Annotated in this window: 17 protein-coding genes and 1 pseudogene; 15 read left to right on the top strand and 3 right to left on the bottom strand. The window is 45.4% G+C overall.

Annotated elements, in window-relative coordinates:
• The first annotated feature begins 134 nt into the window (after positions 1-134).
• Positions 135-1,484 (top strand): C1 family peptidase, encoded by a 1,350-nt coding sequence (locus tag HY811_11170; GenBank protein ID MBI4835359.1) that lies wholly within the window; start codon positions 135-137, stop codon positions 1,482-1,484.
• 9 nt (positions 1,485-1,493) lie between these two features.
• Here HY811_11170 and HY811_11165 read toward each other — a convergent pair whose 3' ends face one another.
• A complete protein-coding gene (locus HY811_11165) occupies positions 1,494-4,097 on the bottom strand; it encodes a hypothetical protein (GenBank protein ID MBI4835358.1) in 2,604 nt (867 codons plus the stop codon).
• Positions 4,098-4,326: 229 nt separating this feature from the next.
• The gene (locus HY811_11160) at positions 4,327-4,506 is read right to left on the bottom strand and encodes a hypothetical protein (protein ID MBI4835357.1); all 180 of its coding nucleotides are present in this window, start codon (positions 4,504-4,506) and stop codon (positions 4,327-4,329) included.
• Positions 4,507-4,602: 96 nt separating this feature from the next.
• Here HY811_11160 and HY811_11155 point away from each other — a divergent pair, with 96 nt between their 5' ends.
• The 6 genes and pseudogenes from HY811_11155 (at position 4,603) to HY811_11130 (ending at position 9,740) form a co-directional block, all read left to right on the top strand.
• A complete protein-coding gene (locus tag HY811_11155; GenBank protein ID MBI4835356.1) occupies positions 4,603-5,136 on the top strand; it encodes a hypothetical protein in 534 nt (177 codons plus the stop codon).
• 4 nt (positions 5,137-5,140) lie between these two features.
• Entirely contained in the window at positions 5,141-6,721 is a 1,581-nt protein-coding gene (locus HY811_11150) for a hypothetical protein (protein ID MBI4835355.1), read from the top strand.
• A gap of 79 nt (positions 6,722-6,800) precedes the next feature.
• A complete protein-coding gene (locus HY811_11145; GenBank protein MBI4835354.1) occupies positions 6,801-7,304 on the top strand; it encodes a methylated-DNA--[protein]-cysteine S-methyltransferase in 504 nt (167 codons plus the stop codon).
• Positions 7,301-7,459, top strand: a pseudogene (locus tag HY811_11140) (Trm112 family protein). Before HY811_11145 ends, HY811_11140 begins: the two are co-directional and overlap by 4 nt.
• A 149-nt stretch (positions 7,460-7,608) precedes the next feature.
• Entirely contained in the window at positions 7,609-9,390 is a 1,782-nt protein-coding gene (gene yidC / locus HY811_11135; GenBank protein ID MBI4835353.1) for a membrane protein insertase YidC, read from the top strand.
• A gap of 56 nt (positions 9,391-9,446) precedes the next feature.
• Complete coding sequence (locus tag HY811_11130) at positions 9,447-9,740, top strand: hypothetical protein (protein MBI4835352.1); 294 nt, start codon at positions 9,447-9,449, stop codon at positions 9,738-9,740.
• Between the two features lie 8 nt (positions 9,741-9,748).
• On the opposite strand, the gene HY811_11125 is transcribed toward HY811_11130, so the two are convergent.
• Positions 9,749-10,201 carry a glycine cleavage system protein H gene (locus HY811_11125; protein ID MBI4835351.1) on the bottom strand — a complete coding sequence of 151 codons (453 nt, stop codon included), beginning with the start codon at positions 10,199-10,201 and terminating at the stop codon, positions 9,749-9,751.
• Between the two features lie 147 nt (positions 10,202-10,348).
• Here HY811_11125 and eno point away from each other — a divergent pair, with 147 nt between their 5' ends.
• The 8 genes from eno (at position 10,349) to HY811_11085 (ending at position 19,981) form a co-directional block, all read left to right on the top strand.
• Entirely contained in the window at positions 10,349-11,623 is a 1,275-nt protein-coding gene (gene eno / locus HY811_11120) for a phosphopyruvate hydratase (GenBank protein ID MBI4835350.1), read from the top strand.
• A gap of 3 nt (positions 11,624-11,626) precedes the next feature.
• A complete protein-coding gene (locus HY811_11115; protein MBI4835349.1) occupies positions 11,627-14,089 on the top strand; it encodes a hypothetical protein in 2,463 nt (820 codons plus the stop codon).
• An 86-nt stretch (positions 14,090-14,175) separates the two neighbouring features.
• A complete protein-coding gene (locus tag HY811_11110) occupies positions 14,176-14,868 on the top strand; it encodes a DNA alkylation repair protein (protein MBI4835348.1) in 693 nt (230 codons plus the stop codon).
• A gap of 261 nt (positions 14,869-15,129) precedes the next feature.
• On the top strand, positions 15,130-16,386 hold the full coding sequence (locus HY811_11105; GenBank protein MBI4835347.1) for an ATP-binding protein: 1,257 nt from the start codon (positions 15,130-15,132) through the stop codon (positions 16,384-16,386).
• 98 nt (positions 16,387-16,484) lie between these two features.
• Positions 16,485-17,075 carry an isochorismatase family protein gene (locus HY811_11100; protein MBI4835346.1) on the top strand — a complete coding sequence of 197 codons (591 nt, stop codon included), beginning with the start codon at positions 16,485-16,487 and terminating at the stop codon, positions 17,073-17,075.
• Between the two features lie 313 nt (positions 17,076-17,388).
• Positions 17,389-18,240 (top strand): hypothetical protein, encoded by an 852-nt coding sequence (locus HY811_11095; GenBank protein ID MBI4835345.1) that lies wholly within the window; start codon positions 17,389-17,391, stop codon positions 18,238-18,240.
• Between the two features lie 30 nt (positions 18,241-18,270).
• Complete coding sequence (locus tag HY811_11090; GenBank protein MBI4835344.1) at positions 18,271-18,768, top strand: hypothetical protein; 498 nt, start codon at positions 18,271-18,273, stop codon at positions 18,766-18,768.
• Positions 18,752-19,981: a hypothetical protein gene (locus tag HY811_11085; GenBank protein MBI4835343.1), complete on the top strand. Its 1,230-nt coding sequence runs from the start codon at positions 18,752-18,754 to the stop codon at positions 19,979-19,981. The genes HY811_11090 and HY811_11085 overlap by 17 nt, the downstream gene beginning before the upstream one ends.
• Positions 19,982-20,364: the final 383 nt, after the last annotated feature.

The following is a 20,364-nucleotide window of genomic DNA, read 5'->3' as shown; positions in this document are numbered from 1 at the left end:
GTAAGGTGTTTAGGCTAAATCACGTTACCTTAACAGTATGCCTTTTTTTACTTATAAGATATTAAATCTTTGTTTGACTTATTTAATAATTTTTGATATTATTTTTCCTCTATAGTTATTAAGGAGTTTATTCTATGATTAACGGCGGGGTTTTAAGAGATGATTTAATCGCTAAATACCAGAAGGCCTTCCACAGCCAGCCTGCCAATCGCGTGGCTTTAAACGCGGTTACCCGGACGGCCATACCGGATATCGCGATGAACCGCGAAGTTGTCGCCAAAACCGATTTCACCTTCTCCCATGATATTAAAACCGGACTTATCACCAACCAGGAAAAAAGCGGCCGCTGCTGGATGTTCGCCGGGCTTAATACCCTGCGCCTTGCCGCTATTAGAAAGATGAACCTGGATACATTCGAGCTTTCCCAGAGCTATTCCTTTTTCTGGGATAAGCTGGAGCGCGCTAATTACTTCCTGGAAACCGCCATAGAAACGCGTAATGAGGATATCTACAGCCGTATCATGATGTGGCTTCTTTCCGGACCTATGAGTGATGGGGGACAGTGGGATATGTTTGCCAACCTCATCCGCCGTTACGGAGTCGTCCCAAAATCCGTCATGCCGGAAACCTTTAACAGCAGTAATTCACAGTATCTCAACCATTTCCTTACCCTTAAACTGCGCGAGGATGCCATGCTCCTCCGCGAGATGCATAAAAAGGGTAAAGGCATTACGGAACTACGCCGCAAGAAAGAAGACATGATGGCGGATATCTACAAATTACTTGCCATTTACATGGGTGAGCCTCCGCGCGAATTCAACTGGCAATACCGGGATAAAAAGCACCGTTTTCGCCGCGATTCCGGCACCCTGACTCCGCAGTCATTCTTTAAGAAATACGTGGATTATCCGTTGGACGAAATGGTCAGCCTTATAAATTGCCCGACCAAAGACAAGCCGTATCAGCGGATGTATACACTGCAATACCTGGGTAATGTCGTGGGCGGGGAGATTGTCCGGTATCTTAATATTGATATCAAAATATTGAAGGAGATTGCCGTAAAGGTATTAAAAGATAACCAGCCGGTCTGGTTCGGCTGTGATGTCGGCAAGATGCTTCACCGCGACGGTGGCATCATGGATAAGCGGATGTATGAATATGATAAGCTCCTTGGCACATCGTTCAACCTGGATAAAGCCGGCCGGGTGGATTATGGGGAGAGCCGGATGACCCATGCCATGGTCTTTACCGGGGTTAACCTCGTCAATAACAAGCCGACCAAATGGAAGGTGGAAAACAGCTGGGGTGATAAAGGCGGGGATAAGGGTTTTTATGTAATGAGCGACGAGTGGTTTGATGAATACATGTATCAGGTGGTCGTGCCCAAAAAGTATCTTCCGCCAAGGCTCAACGCCATATTAAAACAAAAGCCGATTGTGCTTAAGCCCTGGGATCCGATGGGTTCCCTGGCAATAATGCATTAACCTGCGGGATTAACGCAGTTCTTTTATCAGCTTTTCCACCAGCTGCCTGCTTATCGGAGGATTCAGGTTAGTTGCGGGTACCAGCCTCAAATATTCCTGGTAATACTCGATTGCCTTGGCCTTGTTATTAAGGTCTTTATGGTAGACCGAACCGATATTATAGACGGTTATTGGGTCATCAGGCTTTGCTTTGAGCAAAAGCTCATATTGGTGGAGCGCTTCATACGGCTTCTTATTTTCCAGGTAGGCCTGCGCAAGCCGGCCGCGCAAGTCTATTTCCTGTGATAAGAGTTGCTGTTTTAATGGGGCGGTTTCGTCCTTGGATTCCACCTCGCTGATTCGGCGCCGAAGGTCCATTTCGGTTTTATTGAATGAATCCGCCTTTTCTTTCAGGGCAGAAAACTGCAGTGTTAAGATGTTTTTTTCGCCTTCCATCCTGACGATTTGTTCTTTTAATTCGGCTTCTCGGACCTTTATCTGGCGGTTATTTTCACTTAGTTCTTCTTTTATGGCGGTGTTCTTTTTTCTTAGCTCGGACAGTTCCTCTTCCAGTATTTTCATGTTGCTCCGGGTGGTTTCTTCGATTTGTAGCCGGTATTTATTGCTTTCATCAAGTTCGGTTTTCAGGCTGTTATTCGCTTTGGTAAGTTCATCCAGTGAGTTGTTTAGCAAGGTTTCTTTTTCGGTTAAGCCGTTCACTTCCTTATTCAATGCCGTTATTTCGTTTTCCAGTTCGGCTATTTTAGATTTGGCATTGTTTAACTCCGTTGAATATTTGTTCTTTTCTTCCATGCTTCGGTTGTGTTCCAGTTTTAGGGTGGAGATTTCATCTTCCCCAAGCTTGCACTTGGTTTTTAGGTCATTTGTTTCCGCGGCAAGCTCGGTAATATTCGCCTGTGCCGCGGAGAACTGCTCCCGGTAAGAGGCTTTCTCTTTTTCAGATTGCAGCAGGCGCTTTTTTATTTCGTCCGCTTCCAGCAGTGCGCTGTTTTTGAGCGAAGCGTTTTCCGTGTTTACGAGCGCCAGTTCGTTTTGCAGGATGCCGATTTGCCTCTCAAGGTTAGACGCCTCACCCCGGTATTTTTCTTTATCACCGGTCGTTTCCTGGAGCGTCAGATTAAGCTCCGTAAGTTTTTTTTCAAGCTGGGTTTTTGTCCCGATGAGCTGGTTAACCTGGCCGGTTAAGGAATCGTTAGCTTCTTTGAGAGTTTTGCATTGCTCGCTGTAAAATGTTTTTTCCTTGGTTTCCTTCGCTAGTGTATCGGTCAGGCTGGATTTTTCCTTTGAAAGTTGGTTAACCTGGGCATTGGCATTTGTCAACTGGTTAAAATACTGGTTTTTATCATTGGTCTGCCGTGTCAGGTCGGCCTGCGTGGCTCTCAGCTCGTTTTCCGAGGTTTTTGTGCGTTCCTCCAGGCGGTTTACTTCGTTGGAAAGTGAATTAATGCGGTCATTGGAAAGCTTAAGCTGGTTTATGTAATCGTGTTTTTCCTGGGTTAGCCTTTGGACGTTACCGTTTAATTCGGAAACTTTGCGGTTAAGCTGGTTAATCGTATCATTTTCTCCGGATGCCAGCCGGGCGTTTTCCCCTTTCAGTTGGCTCACGTTTTGGGAGAGTTCCCTTATTTCCTTGGTCAAAGCGGTTACCTGCTTTTCATATTCCGAAAGCGCTAAGATATTCCCGGCGATTTTATCTTCGTCCCGGGCAAGCTGTTGTTTTAGGTTTTCATTATCCGCCTTTAAAGAAGTTCCTTCCTTGGTAAGATTAGTTATTTGTGTATTTGCTTCATTTAGTTTGTCTGCAGCCTGTAAGCGGTCGGAGGTTTCTTTGGAAAGCGTTTCCTTTATGCCGGATAGTTCCTTGGAAATCGAGGCGTATTTAATTTTAAGCTCGGTGTTTTCCACGGTCAGGGCGTTAAGTTTATCTCCGGCAAGCTTCAGTTGCCTGGCATATTCGGATTTTTCCGTTATTTCTTTGCGGAGGTTCTGCTGCAAGTCGTCTATTTTGGAATCATATACGGTTTTTTCCGAAAAGAACGTCTGGATTGTCGCCTGCATCTGGGCGTTCCGCAGGCTGATGGTGTCGTTAGCTTCTTTGAGTGATTTCGCCTGGTCCAGCAGGATAATAACGTCCTTGTTCGCCAGTTTCAATTCGTTGAGCTCTTTCTCAAGCGCAGAAATTTTATTTTGCAGATTGGCTTTTTCCGCATTAAACGCATTATTCTGTGTTTTGGACTCTTTAAGCTGGATTTCAACCAGATTTTTTTCTATGGTTTCCTTGATAAGGGCGTTGTTAAGCTCCGCAATCCTTTGGTCAAGCCCGTTTTCCTGGCGGATGGTGACGGTCAGGTTGTCTTGAATCAGCGCCTGCAGTTTTTCAACCAGCTGCTTTAACTGGGCGGCTTGGTCGCCGGAGGCAGGTCCTTGGTTCAAGATTTTGATTTCCATCTCCATTACTTTTTGTTCCAGCGCCTCGTTTTGTTTTTTCAGGTCATCCCGTTCCTTTTTGAGCGCTTCAAGTTCGCCGCTCTGGGCGTAAACACACGGGTTTAGCACCAGCCATGCCATGATGAGAAAATAGAGTATCTTATCGTAATTTTGTCTTTGAATCATATTGCACCTCTTAAATATGTGGTTGTTTACTTAAGTATATATATGTAGTTATCGGTATAAAAAAGAGCAATCATAAAGCAAATACGAACCGGCGATGTCTTTTGTTAGCGTCTTTTTTCCGAGAGGGAACCAGCTTTTGCGGTGGGGGAACGGAAAGGCGGTGAGAGTTTCCACCCGGCCGCTTTACAGCGAAATCAGGGATGTTAATCCGGGTGATGGTTCTTTTCTCTTATTCCAAGTCAATAGCTTGAACGGTCTTTTTGCCTGAAGCCTTTGCTTTTTCCATCCCGGCTTTGACTTTATCTGCAACCATCAGGCTTAATTTTTCAATGGCATCCGCGCCTGTGCGCATACCTGCTTCCTTTGCCATTTTCTTCACCTTGCTGACGACTACCAGTGTTTCTGCCATGGCACATCTCCTTTATTTAAATTACTGATTAGACTACTAAATTTTATGCTAAAATAATTCGCATGTCAAGAATATTTTAAGTATAACGTAAATATTGTGAAATGGCGACATTTGTTTGTTTATTTAATATCGGCATGCCTGGCGGGTTTAGTGGTGTATATGCTGTGCGCGGGGAGTAATTATTTTGACTTCGTTTCGCAGAAGGCGATTTTACTGATAGTCGAGGAGCTCAAGCTCTTTTTGTTGCTTATAATTATTCCGCTCTTCGTGTTTGAAACCGAGCGCAATGCCGTTTTTGGCTTCTCGGCCGTTTTAAACTGGCTTTCCGGCTTTGCCCTGTTTATCTTTATATTCATGCCGCTGAGCCTAGCCGGTGCTTTGCTCGGTTCATACTCTTTCGGCGCAGTTATGGCCGTGCATTTACTGATACTTTTCATCTGGCTCGTGATGATGGCGCTAATTAGCGGCGATTTGTCAGGGAGCCGTATCCGGTGGTATTACCTGTCCGTTTTTACTGTCAGCACCGGATTGCCTTTGTGCTATTATTTATTCGCCGAATTTTACGGCGCCAGGATAAGCGCCTTATTGTATTTTAATCCGTTCTGGCTTCTTGCCGGGATATTGGGGTAACGAGATGCGTAATATTTTGTGCATGTGCTTTGCGCTGTTTTGCCTTTTCCTCTATGGTAATTTAGCGCAGGCGGAGTCTTTGGAAGTAATCAGGCTCGATGCCGGGCTGGATGGGTATTACCGTCCAGGGTCCTGGTGTCCGGTAAGGCTTAAAATCAGCTCCGGCGGCAATCCATTTAACGGTTATCTGGAAATAGACAGCGGGCAGGCAATTTATAAAAAGCCGTTGGAAATACCTCCGCACGCACAAAAAGATATTTCATTTCCCATACTCATTTATTCATCCTCGACAACTATAAAACACAGGCTTATTGCTTCCGGCAGCGAAACGCCGGTTAAAGAGGGGTTAATCCCCATAAAACCTGTTGAACAGGGGAAATTCCTTATTGGAGTCGAAAAAAGATTATATAATGTTTTCATGGCGGAATTCGGACGTTTTACGGAAGCGGCCCGCCATTCGGAATTTTTCACCTTCCTTCCCGATGATTTGCCGCATGAATATAATTATTTCGAGCCGGTCGATTTGCTTGTGATTTCCTACGGCACCTACTGCGAGCAGCGCTTAAAACCCGCCTTTGATTTGTGGCAGGGCGGGCGCAAGGGAAATCTAATGGTAGTAAAAGATTCTGATATAGATTTAAACATGATTGCCCGCTTTACCCGGAAATACAACCGTCATCTTCTCATTTCCCCGGAAATTAGCGGCCTTTTTGAAAAACCGCGCTGGTTCCCTGCTACTGAAAAAGGTTTTTTAAGGTTTAGCCTGTTATACGTCCTCTTTATCCTGATAATCGGGATAATCGGTGCATGGGCTTGCCAAAAGAAAAAGTATTATTTGATCATTGTAATATGTGTTGCCGTATTAAACCTGCTTTCTTTCGGGTTGATTGGCGCGCTCGGCGTGGCACCACCGGATTTTATTACGGAACGCCTGCATCTCTTGGAATTTGTCCCGGCGCAGGACATCGTTATCGACGATGACTTCATGGCGGTTCATCCGTCCGGGTTTAATGAACTAACCGTCGAAACAGGCGGTGAGTTTTACAAGCCTCTTTATGAAAATATCAATATCCTTAATGCTTCAACGCTTGCCGTCAGCTATGCCGATGGAAAGACCGCCATCACCCAAAAAAGGCAAGCCGGGGCTTCCATGGTTTTAGGCAGGAATACTGTACGGAAAAACGGGCTGATGGGAAGAATCGATTGCCGGCTTGCGGAGAACGGCTATAAATATAAGATAATAAACGAGTCCGAAACTGTTTTGGATGATTGTTTTATCATGACCCGGGGCGGTTGCAGGTACTTGGGTAAAATCAGCGGGGGAGAGGTTAAGGAAATCAACCCGGAAGGTGGTGAATTTACGGATTTGAATAATTTTATGATGAATTATCTTACGGGTGAAAACAAGTCCGTGCGATATAAAAACCGTTTACTCAAGTTGTGGCTGGCCAGGGATAGTAAATTGGATGATATGCCCTCCGGCGGCTATTTAGCCGGATGGAATACCGTTCCCGGAAAGCGTGATGCAGGTTCATATCCCGAATTATGGATAATCCCGTTTGAAACATGCCCGCCTTCTAAATAAAGCAGGTTTTCTTGTGGTTATAAAGGTAATGATTTTCTTGCTTTATTTCGGATTATCGCTAAAATGTTAGCTAAATCAGATGAATTATTGTATCTTTAAAACACCCCGCGGCTGGGCCGGTGTAGTAACTTCAGCCTCCGGCGTAAAGATGATAGTCTTGCCGGCGGAAAACAAAAGGAAAATTCTTGATAAAATAAGACGCAGCTGCCCGGAAGCAGAAAAGAGAATTACCGGTGAATTACGCAAGGCTGCCGGATTAGTCAGGAAATATTTTGAGGGCTGCCTGAAGAAGTTTGATTTAAAGATTGACCTGGCCGGGTGTTCTGGGTTCGAGAAAAAAGTGTATCAGGCGTTGCGGAAAATACCGTATGGCGCGATAACCACTTACGGGAAACTGGCTGAAAATATCGGGATGCCTTACGCGGCCCGGGCTGTGGGCAATGCCATGGCAAAGAATCCCTTGCCCCTGGTTATTCCCTGCCACCGGGTGATAAAAAGCAACGGGTCTATCGGCAGGTTTTCCGCATTAAGCGGCGTCGGGCTTAAAAAGCATTTACTGGATTTGGAAGGATCGAGGAAATGATATCAAAAGACTTGTTGGATATCCTGGTTTGCCCTTTTTGCAAATCCGAAGTTAAGCCGGATGGTAAAGGTAATGTCATTAAATGCCAGAGGCCCGAATGCGCTCTTGAATATCCGGTCCAGAATGATATCCCGATTATGCTTATTGATAAAGCCGGGCGTCCCTGCCCGAAATGCGGAAAACAGAGGGACTGGAACGAAGAAACCGGGGTCATCAGCTGCACTGAATGCCATAGTGAAATAAAATACGGGTTCACCGTAAACGGGAAGATTTAACAATGGACAGGCGGACGATTTTATTTTTAGTGATTTCAATTTTTGTCTGGATAATTTACGTCCAGTTTGTGGTGCCGTTGTTTGTAAAGCCACCCAAGAAACAGACGCCTGCCGAAAGCACCTTACAGCCGCCGGATAAGGTTGCTTCCGAACCGTCAAAAGTGCTTACGCCGACTGCTGAAGCGGTTGTAAAACCGGTCAGTCCCGACACCATCGGGATAGACGAAGCCGACCTGAAACCGGATTATACCATCGGCAATAAATATTTCAAAGCGGTTTTTACCAATAAAGGAGCCAGGCTTAAATCGCTCACACTTTTGCAATACCAATCCGCATCGCGCGACGGCTTGATGTCATTGCTTAACGATTACGAAACCGGAAGGTATTCCCTGGGGTTGGCGGAATCCAACCTGGATTTTAATAATATTAACTGGCACGTGGATGAGCCAGTCAGCGATAAGTCGATAACCTTCCGCTGCCGGACCGGAGCCGGATTGACCCTCATCAAGCAATTTTCGGCCGCCACGGATACTTATACCATAAATTATCGCGTGTCGGCAGAGAACACGGATTCCACACCAATTACCGCAACCATCCGTTTCGACGGTTTTGCCGGCATCAGTTCTGAAGATGCCGCGCGGATAGATATCAAGACCGTCCGCGGTTACCGGGAATCGGAAAATAAATGGGTGGTCAAAGAAGAGATGGATATCGCCGCGTTGGTAAAAAGGGAAACAGAGGGAAATCCGTATGTCTTGCAAAGAGGCGATAACGCCGCCCAAAAGGAAAATGTTGCATGGACGGGCATGGTAAATAAATATTTCACGGCCGTTTTAATTCCGGCAAACCCCTTTACCGAGAAAATGCTGGTTGATTACGGTTTCGGCGTCTTGAACGATAATATCTGCGTTCTGGAAGAAATCAAGCGTCGCAAGGAACGGGGCGATGTGGTTGACCAGAAGCTTGAGGCAGAACTGAAGACAGGAATGCGTAATATATCTTTTTACGCGAAATCCGCGGAGATTAACCTTGCACCGGGTGCAAAGGCCGATTATGATTTTATCGCGTATATCGGGCCAAAAGCCGAAAGCACCCTGTCGCCTCTTGCCGGGAAAGGTCTTGAAAAACTGATTTCTTACGGGTGGTTCGGCTTCATCAGCGTGATACTCCTGGGAATACTGGGATTATTTTATTCCCTTTTCGGCAATTACGGCTGGGCGATAATTGCCTTAACCATCCTCATTAAATTACTGCTTTTCCCGATGACGCGCAAGGGGCAGGTTTCCATGTATAAGATGCAGCAGCTACAGCCCAAAATCAAGGCGCTTCAGGAAAAATACAAAGGTGATAAGCAGAAACTGGGCATTGAACAGATGAAGCTTTTTAAGGAGCACGGGGTGAATCCGGTCGGCGGATGCCTGCCGATTCTTTTCCAGTTACCGGTTTTTATCGGGCTTTACCAGGCTCTTTATTGGGCGATTGAGTTGCGGCATGCGCCTTTCATGTTCTGGATAAACGACCTTTCCCAGCCGGATAAATTATGCGACCTGCCTTTCACAATCCTCGGCGCCACCAAGCTTCATCTTTTGCCGCTGTTGATGACCGCGTCATGGCTGGTGCAGTCTTTAACACAGCCTAAATCACCAGACCCGCAGGCGCGCCAGCAGCAGAAAATATTTACCTTTATGCCTTTGATATTCCTGTTCTTTTTCTATAATGCGCCGTCCGGACTCACTCTTTACTGGTTCATCCAGACTTTGTTGAGCGTGGCCGAACAGCAGTATATCAAGCGGCACCATCTTAAAATCTAATGCCTCACTTTGTTATTCAGGAACATAGGAAGCGGAATACTTGCCACTACGATTTAATGCTCGAAAAGAACGGGGCACTGCTTACCTGGTCAATAAATGATGTTTCTCCCTTGCGCAAATCCGGGGGCATTTCACCATCCAAAGAGTTTCCGCCTCACCGGATTGTTTACCTTACTTACCAGGGTAAAATCTCGCGCGGGCGCGGTTCGGTCAAGATATACGATAAGGGCAGGTATGATTTAATCAGGGAATCTGAGCCGCTTCTGGTTAAACTTGAAGGTAAGATACTGAAGGGTTGTTACTGCCTGGTTTGTGGTGTTAAGGGATATTGGTGGATAATGAAAACCTGATTAAGAGCTTACTCATCATCTTCTTCAATGATTTCTTCAAAGATTTCCTTGCCTGCTTCCGCCTCTTCTTCTTCCTCTTTTACCAGCTCTTCGTAATCTTTCCGTTCCATTAACGCGGTCAGTTCTGAAGGGTCTTCTATCCGGATTTTCATAAGCCACCCGTCGTCATAAGGCTCTTCCGTTATCAAGCTTGGATTTTTGGCGAGTTCCGGATTGATTAAAAGTATCTTACCGCTCAAGGGTGAAATCACGGATTGCAAGCTGTCTTCGGATTCTATCTTGGCAAGGGTCATATCCTGTTTTACTTTTATCCCTTTTTTAGGCAGGTCGATGGATTTGACTTCCGACCATCCTTTAAACGGCGTATCGGTCACGCCAATAATCGCATCCTTATCGGTTTCCATCCTCACCCAGGTATGCGTGCTCGAATATTTTATATCGGTCGGCCTATGCTTTTTCATCAAGTTCACCCTTCCTTGTTCGCTGTTTTATAATACTTAATAAATATTACCGGTAAAAAATGTCAAGAAAAAATCAGAATAACTTTGAAAATTCTTGCTACTAATACGTTTAATTGTATAATTCTATCGGCACGAATGGAGGTTTTTATGAGCAGAAAAATTGATTGTATTTACGGGCGTGAAATCATAGATTCCCGCGGCAACCCGACCGTTGAGGCGGATGTCCTTTTGGCGGACGGCACGCTGGGCAGGGCGGCCGCTCCTTCCGGCGCTTCAACCGGAGAACATGAGGCGCTTGAGCTGCGCGATAAGGACGAAAGGCGCTTTAACGGCAAAGGCGTCCGGAAAGCCGCTGATAATATCAATAAGATAATCGCATCGGCATTGAAAGGCAAGGATGTAACCGAGCAGGAAAAGCTCGATAGACTGATGATTAAAGTGGATGGGACGCCGAATAAAAGCCGCTTGGGCGCAAATGCAACCACGGCTGTTTCCATGGCCCTGGCGCGCGCGGCTGCACAGGCGACCTGCCAGCCGCTCTACCGCTATCTGGGCGGCAATAAAGCCTGTCTTCTGCCCATTCCGTTCATGAATATCATAAACGGCGGGGCGCATGCGGATAACAACCTGGATGTCCAGGAATTCATGATTGCGCCGATCGGCGCGGAATGCGCACGGCACGCGGTGCGCATGGGCGCGGAGACTTTCCATGCGCTTAAAAAAGTTCTCGCTTCCAAGAATTACGTCACCTCGGTGGGCGACGAGGGCGGTTTTGCCCCGCGCCTTAAATCACACGAGGAAGCCTTTGAAACCATTCTTACGGCAATCGGAAAAGCCGGTTATAAACCGGGCAAAGAGATTGCTCTCGGGATAGATGTTGCTTCGAGCGAGTTTTTCTCTGACGGGTTTTACACTTTCAATAAATCAGATAAGACCAAAAGGACTTCTGCCGAATTAGTCGCCTTATACAGCCGCTGGATAAAGGCGTATCCCATCATCTCCATCGAAGACGGCATGGCGCAGGACGATTGGGAAGGCTGGAAACTACTCACCAAGGAACTCGGCAAAAAAATCCAGCTGGTCGGCGACGACGTCTTTGTCACCAATTCCAAACGCCTTAAAGACGGCATAAAGAATAAAGTGGCTAACGCAATCTTGATAAAGGTAAATCAAATCGGCACCCTGACCGAAACTATGGAAGCGATTAATATGGCAAAGAAAGCCGGTTACCACTCCATGATTTCGCACCGTTCCGGCGAAACTGAGGATACCTTTATTGCCGACCTTGCCGTGGCAACCAATGCGGGCATGATAAAAACCGGCTCGGCTTCGCGCACAGACAGGGTATCCAAATATAACCAGCTTATGCGCATTCAGGAAACGCTGGGCAAAAAAGCCCGTTTCCCGAAAGGATTATTTTAATATATGCAATGGATAATTGATACCTTGCTTGGGATAGACCGTGTGGCAATGGGCAAAGGCGATTGGAGCATCTTCTGGCGCAATCCGCCTTTAACCTGGCTCCTAATACTCGTTATTATCCCGGGTGTTTTGGTCCTGACTTATTATTTCTACCACAAGGAACATACTCCCATTCCGCTTCCCGTAAGGATTTTCCTCGTTATGTTGAGATGTATCCTTATTTTCCTGCTCCTGGTGATTATCTTTGAGCCTGTCCTTCTGGTGGAGACTGTCCTGGAACGGCAATCTAACCTTGTTATCATGATGGACGAATCATTGAGCATGAGCTTTGATTCCAAATTCACCGATGCCGGCGAGCGCGCCAAATTGGGCTCTCTTATGGGCCTATATGCGAAAGGTGAAAAGCCCACTCCGGAAAAAGAGGCTATCCTTGATAAAATAAGCCGCTTGGACCTGGTTTCCAAGGTGCTTACCAATACATACCCCAGTATCTTAGGCAAGCTGGACGAGAAATACAAAATAAAATTCTATACTTTTTCCAACCAGCTTACCAACCGTGAATTGGCGGATATTACGAAAGTCGACCCGGTCGGTAAAGGCACATCCATAGGCGACAGCATGACCAGCCTGGTGAATATCCTTTCCGCCGAACCGCTTGCCGGAGTCGTTCTTATAAGCGACGGACAGAATAATTTGGGAAGCGATCCCTTGAATGCGGTGCAGTCGCTGGTCGAGCACGGGAACATGGCGCCGGTCTGGACCATTGCCGCCGGCAGCACCCAGGAATCCAAGGATATCGAGGTTTTGAAACTCCAGGCATTGCCCGTGGCAGTTGCCAAGGACTTCGTGGAATTCAAGTTCACCGTCAGGAGTTCCGGATTTGATAACGAAACCGTTACGGCCTACCTTAAAGAGGATAAAAATGTAGTCGCCGAGGAAAAAATAACCCTGACCGGCAAAGGCCGCGAGCAGGAAATAGTTTTGAAATATAAGCCCATGGAGCCCGGCGAACATCTCTGCCAGGTGAATGTCCCATTCCAGAAGGGAGAAATCGTCGAGGAAAACAATACCGTTTCACACCACTTGAGGATAATAGACGAGAAAATAAAAGTTCTCTATATAGAAACCTATCCGCGCTGGGAATACCGCGCCATAAAAAACGCCCTGATTCGCGACCATACCATCAAGGCTTCCTGCTGGCTTATAGATTCCGACCCGGAATTCGTCCAGGAAAGCTCTCCGGGGGTGGAACCTTTGAAGCAGCTTTCGCTGGATAAAAAAGACCTCTTTAACTACGATGTAATTATCCTCGGAGACGTTTCCCCGCGCCATCTGGCCGACCCGACCACGACCGGCTCTGCGTTTACGGATTGGACAAAGGTCATGGAAAATATGACGACTTTTGTCTCCGATATGGGCGGCGGCATTGCCTTCGTTTCCGGAACACGTTTTAACCCGCGCAGTTTTAAGGATACGCCGTTTGCCGAACTATTGCCCATCGTTTTGGATGAGGATTATTCTCTCGGCACGGGTGATTCTACTTTCATAGATTCGTTCCGCCCGCGCCTTACCCCCAAGGGCAAAGACAGCATGATTACCCGCCTCCTGCCGGATAACGCCGCCAACATGGAACTCTGGAGCGATGACGATAAAAAAGGCGACGGCCTTGCGGAATTCTGGTGGTTCTGCCCGGTCAAGCAGTCAAAACCGGGCGCCGAGGTGCTGGCTGAACATCCGACCTTAAAAAATAAATACGGTCCGTACCCGATATTTGTCACGCAATGGTACGGCAGCGGCCGGGTCTTTTTCTCCGCCACGGACGAAACCTGGCGCTGGCGCTCGTTTATCGGAGACAAATATTTCTACTCTTTCTGGGGCGAGGTGATACGCGACCTGCGGGGCGGACGCCTCATGGGAAGCAAACGCTATAATATCAAGGTGGATAAGGCGTCCTACGCGCTGGGTGATAAAATAATCATATCCGCACGTATCTACAACGAGGATTTCAAACCCCTCGAAGAGCCGACCTTTAACGCCCACCTGGAATTATCCACCGGTTTGAAACAGGATATCGAACTTAAACTCGCTCCTAACAGCCGCGGGACTTATGAAGGCACTATCAAGGCAACCGATACCGGCAACCACTGGATTTGGGCCGGACCGGCGGGAATCGGCGAGGAAAAGGAAAGGTCTTATACATCGTTCCTGGTGACACTGCCCATGCGCGAGTTTGAAAAATCCGCCATTAACACCTTTGTCCTGGAACAGATAGCGCAGAAAACCAACGGCGCATTCGTCCAGCTTTATGATATCGAAAACCTCCCTAAACTCATAAAGCCGACCGGAAAGATTGTCCTGACCGAAGCAAAGGAAGACGATTTATGGGATTCACCCTTGTTCTTCCTCCTATTCATCTTTGCCATCACTGCCGAATGGGTTATCCGCAAACTCGTCCGTTTGCTTTAAGATAAAACTCTTTTAACAACAGGATTCAACTGATTTACCGGATTTATTTTTAATCCGCTTAATCTGTTTAATTCGGCTGTAGAAACATGTTGTCTAAAAATAATCTCATAAACGACTTGAAACGCTTAGCGGATAAAAAGCAAGCCATGCTCTTACAGCGTTTCTTTAAAACCGGTAAGGGCGAATACGGCGAGGGCGATATCTTCTGGGGCTTAAAGGTGCCGCAAACTCGCGATGTCGTCTCCAAATACAAATCGCTCGGGTTTACCGAGGTAGAAAAACTCATGCGCCATAAAGTGCACGAGGTGCGCCTCGCCGCGCTTTTAATCCTGGTCGAAAAGGCTAAAGAATATCCCCAACGCGTTTACCAAGTCTATCTCAAAAACACCAAATACATAAACAACTGGGACCTGGTGGATTTGACCGCTCCCCGTATTGTCGGCACGTATCTGGAGGATAAGGACAAGGGTGTTTTATTTAAGCTTGCCCGTTCCAAATCTTTGTGGGAGCGCCGGATTGCGATACTCGCCACGTTTTACTCCATCAGCAAGGGCTGTTCAGACCATGCCCTGCGCATCGCCCGGGTGCTTTTAAAGGATAAAGAAGACCTGATACACAAGGCGGTGGGGTGGATGCTGAGGGAAGTGGGCAAGCGCTGTTCGATTAATTCGGAAGAGATATTCCTCAGAAAATATGCCAATATCATGCCGCGCACCATGCTTAGGTATGCCATAGAAAAATTCCCTGAATCCAAGCGGAAGCATTATATGGGGAAATAGCTTAAGAGTTAATTAGTTGAGGGGTCGGGGAGTTTCCGAGTCGTCCTCCTGAGGAGCGAAGTAACGAAGGTTCCGGGAGACCCTTCGGACAGATACGAAAAACTCCCCGAGGGGTCAATTAGTTAACCGGTGAATTAGTGAACAGGTTGATTAAGGCGGGGCGATTTTTTATCGCCCGGGTTATCCGGCTATTAAATGCCCGTTCAGGCGGCCAAGGTTTTTCTTGACAAATTATACGCTAGTGTATAGAATGTCAATTATATGAAATTAAGCCGGATTGCGTATCGCGAGATAATCAGCGATTTTAAGCGACATGAAATCGGGATAATCATCGGTCCTCGGCAGGTCGGCAAGACTTTTCTGCTTAAGGAAATCGCCCGTTATTGCCGCCAGGCTACGGCCGATTACCGGTATTTCAATCTGGAAATGCCGGCTGACGCGAATTACTTCGCCCGTGATTTCCAATCTATTCTTTCAGGGCTCGGCCGCAAGAAACAAACCGTTTTAATAGATGAATTCCATTATTTGCCCAATGCCACCCGGCTGTTTAAGGCAATCTATGACGGATTCAAAGCGATAAAGATTTATGCTTCCGGCTCTTCGGCGATTGAAATGCACCGCCACTTAAAAGAAAGCTTGGCAGGGCGGCGACGCCTTTACCGTTTATTTCCGCTGTCATTTGCGGAATGGCTGCCGGCTAAATCAGCGGTAATAAAAATGCCCGAAACAATGAATTCCGGAATCAGCCCCAAAACACACGCTAAATTAAGAAAGTATCTTAACGAATTTATTGTCTTCGGCGGGATGCCGGGATTGGTCCACGAAAAGACGGCGGAGGCCAAAAAACGACTTTTGCTGGATTTGGTTTCCACCTATATCCAAAAAGATATCAAAGCGCTTTTAAGGGAAGAAGATATCCTTTCATTTAACCGGCTGCTTGTTTTATTGGCCCGGCAGGAAGGCGGCCTTTTAAGCGAAAACAGCCTTTCGCAAGGCTTGAATTATTCACTGCGTCAGGTGCGCAAAGATATTGCGATATTAAGCCAAATGTTTCTGCTGGATACATTGAAGCCGTATTTTACCAATCGGGGCAGGGAATTGAAGCAGGTCAATAAAATATATTATTTTGACAGCGGAATAAGGAATGCCATCCTGCGTGATTTCAGGGGGCTCGACCAGCGGATTGATAAGGGGATGCTTTTAGAATCTTTTGTCTTGCACGAGATGCAGAAAACACTGCGGGTCTCCCAGGAGATTTATTACTGGCGGACGCGGGAAAAAAACGAGGTTGATTTTATCCTGGTTCAGGATCGGGTTCCGATTGCCGTGGAAGTAAAATCAAAGATGACGGCTTTGGAAATCCCCGCCGGCATAAAGCAATTCATTCGGCAATATCCGGAATGCCGGACGGCGATAGTTTTAAATGACAATTTATTCGGAGAATTGGCCTATAGCAGGGCAAAAATAATATTTGCGCCGCATTATTATGCCGCGCGCATCCCGTTTTTATATGTATAATTGATTTCCGAACCTTTGGTTCGATGCGCCATAGAAAAATTCCCGGAATCAAAAAGAAAGTATTATATGGGTAAATAGGGGCTTGATTGCTTGGATATATGAAAAACAGAAAAAGTAAGAATAATTATTTGATAAGCGCCGCGGATTCAATTCTAATAATCATAGATGTCCAGGAGCACTTCATAAAGAAGCTGGCTGAAAAAGACGGTAAAGTCCTGATTGACCGGATTGGCTGGCTGGTTGAACTTGCAAAGCGATTAAATATTCCGCTGGTTGTTACCGCGGAGGATATCCCGAATTCAGGCGGAGTTGCCCCGTCGCTTAAAAAGAAGCTTCCTCCCAATGCAAAGGTTTATAATAAAATGTCCTTCGGCCTGGCGGCTGATAAGAAAATTATGTCCGCGATTGGAAAGACTCACCGTAAGACGGCTATACTCGTGGGGCTGGAAACCGATGTCTGCATATACCAATCCGCAATCGGGCTTTTGGGGCTTGGTTTTAAGGTGGTTGTGCCGGAGGAGGCGGTGGCTTCTCCCGGCAATGCTCACAAGCTTGGTATCGAGCGCATGAAAACTAAAGACGTAAATGTTATATCTATTAAAAGCCTTTATTACGAATGGGTCCGCACTGTCCAAAACGACAAAAAACTCATATCCGCGCTCGGACTGCCGGCTGGGATTAAGTTGTAAAATCAGTAGTGTTTGCCATATTATGCTTGACATTTATGATATTTGTTTATCCTGTTATGGAAATGAAGTTTAATATGCACTTGTAATTACCGCGATAAGTTTTACGAAAACATTATTGCTGCGTAACCGTTTTTGCTTGTGCGTAGGCGGTTAAAAACAAGAGGTAATCCAAATTATAAGTGTAAGATATGATCCCGAACGAAATTTTCCGGGAAAATGGAAAAATCTGTTGACAAAACTATATTATTGGTGTATATTTTTAACATTACTTGATTGGCGAAAATACAATAACTTATAAAAAGAAAGGATCTGTATGAAACAATTTAGACTGCTCGACATAGCCTTAGGCATAATAGTATTAATCGGCGTGGTTTCAACCTCTGCGTTTGCCCGCGACTATGACCCGACAACCGGGCGATTCACAAAGCGCGACCCAATTGAATATACGGATGATAACGGAAGGCTTAACGTCAATTTATACACCTATGTTAAAAACGATCCGGTTAATAAAACTGATCCTATGGGGCTTTTTGAGTCAGGTGCTCCCGTTGTCGTTCCCGGTCCCAAGGTTGTTGGGTGTTCGGAAAAGCATAAAAAAATAATCAATCAGGCTGTGTCTGATGTTTTACTAAAATGGTTAGAGATAACAAAGTGTATGCGCGATAACGCAAAAGTTCTTTGTCCAAAAACCCCACAAAATATACTTGATGGCATGATAAAAAACATGGAAAACAGATTGACTAATCTAAGTGGGGGAGCGGAAATAACTTGTAGCGATAACTGGAAATGTAAATTATTTGGTGCATTCGGTTATCATAATCCGATTGGTGGCGGAGGTACTATTCATATATGCACAGGAAAAACTATTGATCAAGGAGCACCTGCGAGCGACTATACTCCACACACTATAATACATGAATTTATGCATTCGGTATGCGCGGGAACGCCAGAGCTTGGTGGAATTAATCCAGACTGCGGTTGTGGGGGAAATCTTATGAACCGTTGTGTTAATAATTATTTTCATTTAGCGCTTGATCCAATAAAACCATGCCCGGAACTGGCTACAATTATCTCACCTGAAGCCTATGAAAAACCAACCTTGAGGAAGATAACGAAAGAAAAATGCCCTGAACATTATGATTATAGGGATGAACCTCAACGCTAACATATAGCATAGTAATGTAAAAGAGAAATCATGATGAAAAAATGGCAAAAGGTATTTGTTATTATTGTCAGTGTTCTGTCGTTGGCGGCTATTTTAGCGGCATTGATTCTTCCTCCCATGCATTCTAACCATAAAGCAAATGAAGTCCCCAAGGTATTTAGAATACTTTTTTCCGTTCACAATAGCCAGCAGACATTTTTTAATGCTAATAAGCGTTACGGCATGCGGGATGAGCTGGAAAAGGGATACCTAACAAAAGATATTGTCGAAATGCTAAATGGGCTTAAGGTTTTCAGTATAGTTGTTTGGGCAGATGAAAAGTCTTACTTATGTTTAGCTGATACTCCATCATTACAGGGTAATGATAATGGGGGGCCGATATATAAAATTGACGAGAGCGGTGTGTTGCAACGATATGAGTTTTATTTAGGAGGGAGCAGGAAGAAATATTTTAGAATTAGCACGCCTGATGAATTATTTGATTTTGATAACCCAATGAAAGAAGAAATTATTGAGAAAAAGAAATAGCTTAAATGGGCGGTCAGATAAAAACCAGCAGGTTAAAACAATTTGTAAGCCAAAACATTTCTTAAGATTTACTTTTGGCATCATTTTTATTATTATCCTCATTTCAGCAATCATATTTTTTGCCCTTCCCGCAAATCCCCAATCCGAGCTGGATAAGATGCTTGCCGGGCCGGATAGCGAAATAGATCTCGGCAAAGCCGCCCTGCTCATCGCAAAAGAGGTTTATCCGAATCTTGATATCCCGGCATACCTTAAACAACTCGACAACATGGTGGATGAAATAAAATGGCTTATGTATGCGGCAAAAGGAAACATATACGACCCCGAATATAAAATAAGCGCTATAAACAGCTTCTACTACTTTAAACAAAAATATGAGTATGATTTCAATGATTGTTTAGGGCAGACAAACACTAATTTTTTCCTTAACGTTATTATGGATGAGAAAAAAGGCGCTTGTTTTACCATGCCTTTATTATACCTTTGCCTGGCAGATAGGGCAGGCATTGCCATTCATGGAGTAAATGCGCCAAGCCATTTCTTTCTTAGATATGACGACGGTAAATACCGTTCTAATATTGAAGTGACCGGTAAAGCGGGAATAAACACTGATGGACAATATGCCGAAGATTTTCTTATATCAAAAGATGAAATACGGTTGGGTGTTTTCCTACGAACGTTGTCCAAAAAAGAGGTTGTCTCAAACATGTTTGAAGCGAGAGGAAATTATTCTACAAGGGAAAAGCAAACTGACCATGCAATAAGGGATTTGAAAAAGGCATTGGAGCTCAATCCGCTTAATTCAGAAGTCTGCCTGGGGCTGGCAAATATTTATGCGGGACTAAACGATATAGCAAATAAGGAGAAGTATTTTAATAAGGCAAAAGAGTTATATTTTAATTTTGAGAGAGATGATACGGAATGGAGCTTAAAATATATAAAAGAGTGCATAGAGAAAGCAAAGGCAAAAGGGATAGATACAACGGATCTGGAAAAAGCCAGGGATAAAGAAATTGCCAGACTGGAAAAAATAAAAACCAAACCTAAAAATAAGCCCGTTCTAATAGATATTAACCAAGAAAACCATGCTCAGGATATAATGAAAGCAAATGAGGAAAACCGGAAAAGGATGATGAATCCTCCTCAACCGCCTGCGCCGCAAAATCCTTTTCCGCAGACGCCGACTCCGCCTAACCCAAATCCGAATAAATAACACGTAATTTAGAAGAGGTGTTAGTAGGGAAGGTTAATAGTGCCGTCTGTAAGTACATCTATTCCTATCCGGGAGTAGAGGAGTGGTTGTCGGTATATAGGGGTATGGCTAGCATAGAGTATAGGTAGAGCTGCCATGGAGTATGGGTATGGCTGCTATAGAGTATAGATATGGTTACAAGGGGATAGAGGTATGGTTAGGGTAGAGTATCGGTATGGTTATAATGGAGTAGCGGTATGGTTATACCGGAGTATAGTAATGGCTATAGTAGAGTAGAGGTATGGCCACCATGGAGTATACCTATGGCTACAGAGGTATAGAGGTATGGTTAGGGGGGTGTAGGGGTAGGATACCTCCACCCTCATCTCCATGCTAAGGCGGAT

The organism is Planctomycetota bacterium, assembly GCA_016207825.1.
In the GTDB taxonomy this organism is placed as follows: domain Bacteria; phylum Planctomycetota; class MHYJ01; order JACQXL01; family JACQZI01; genus JACQZI01.
Note: the sequence above shows the minus strand (reverse complement) of the source record. Positions and strands in the feature narration are given on the sequence as shown.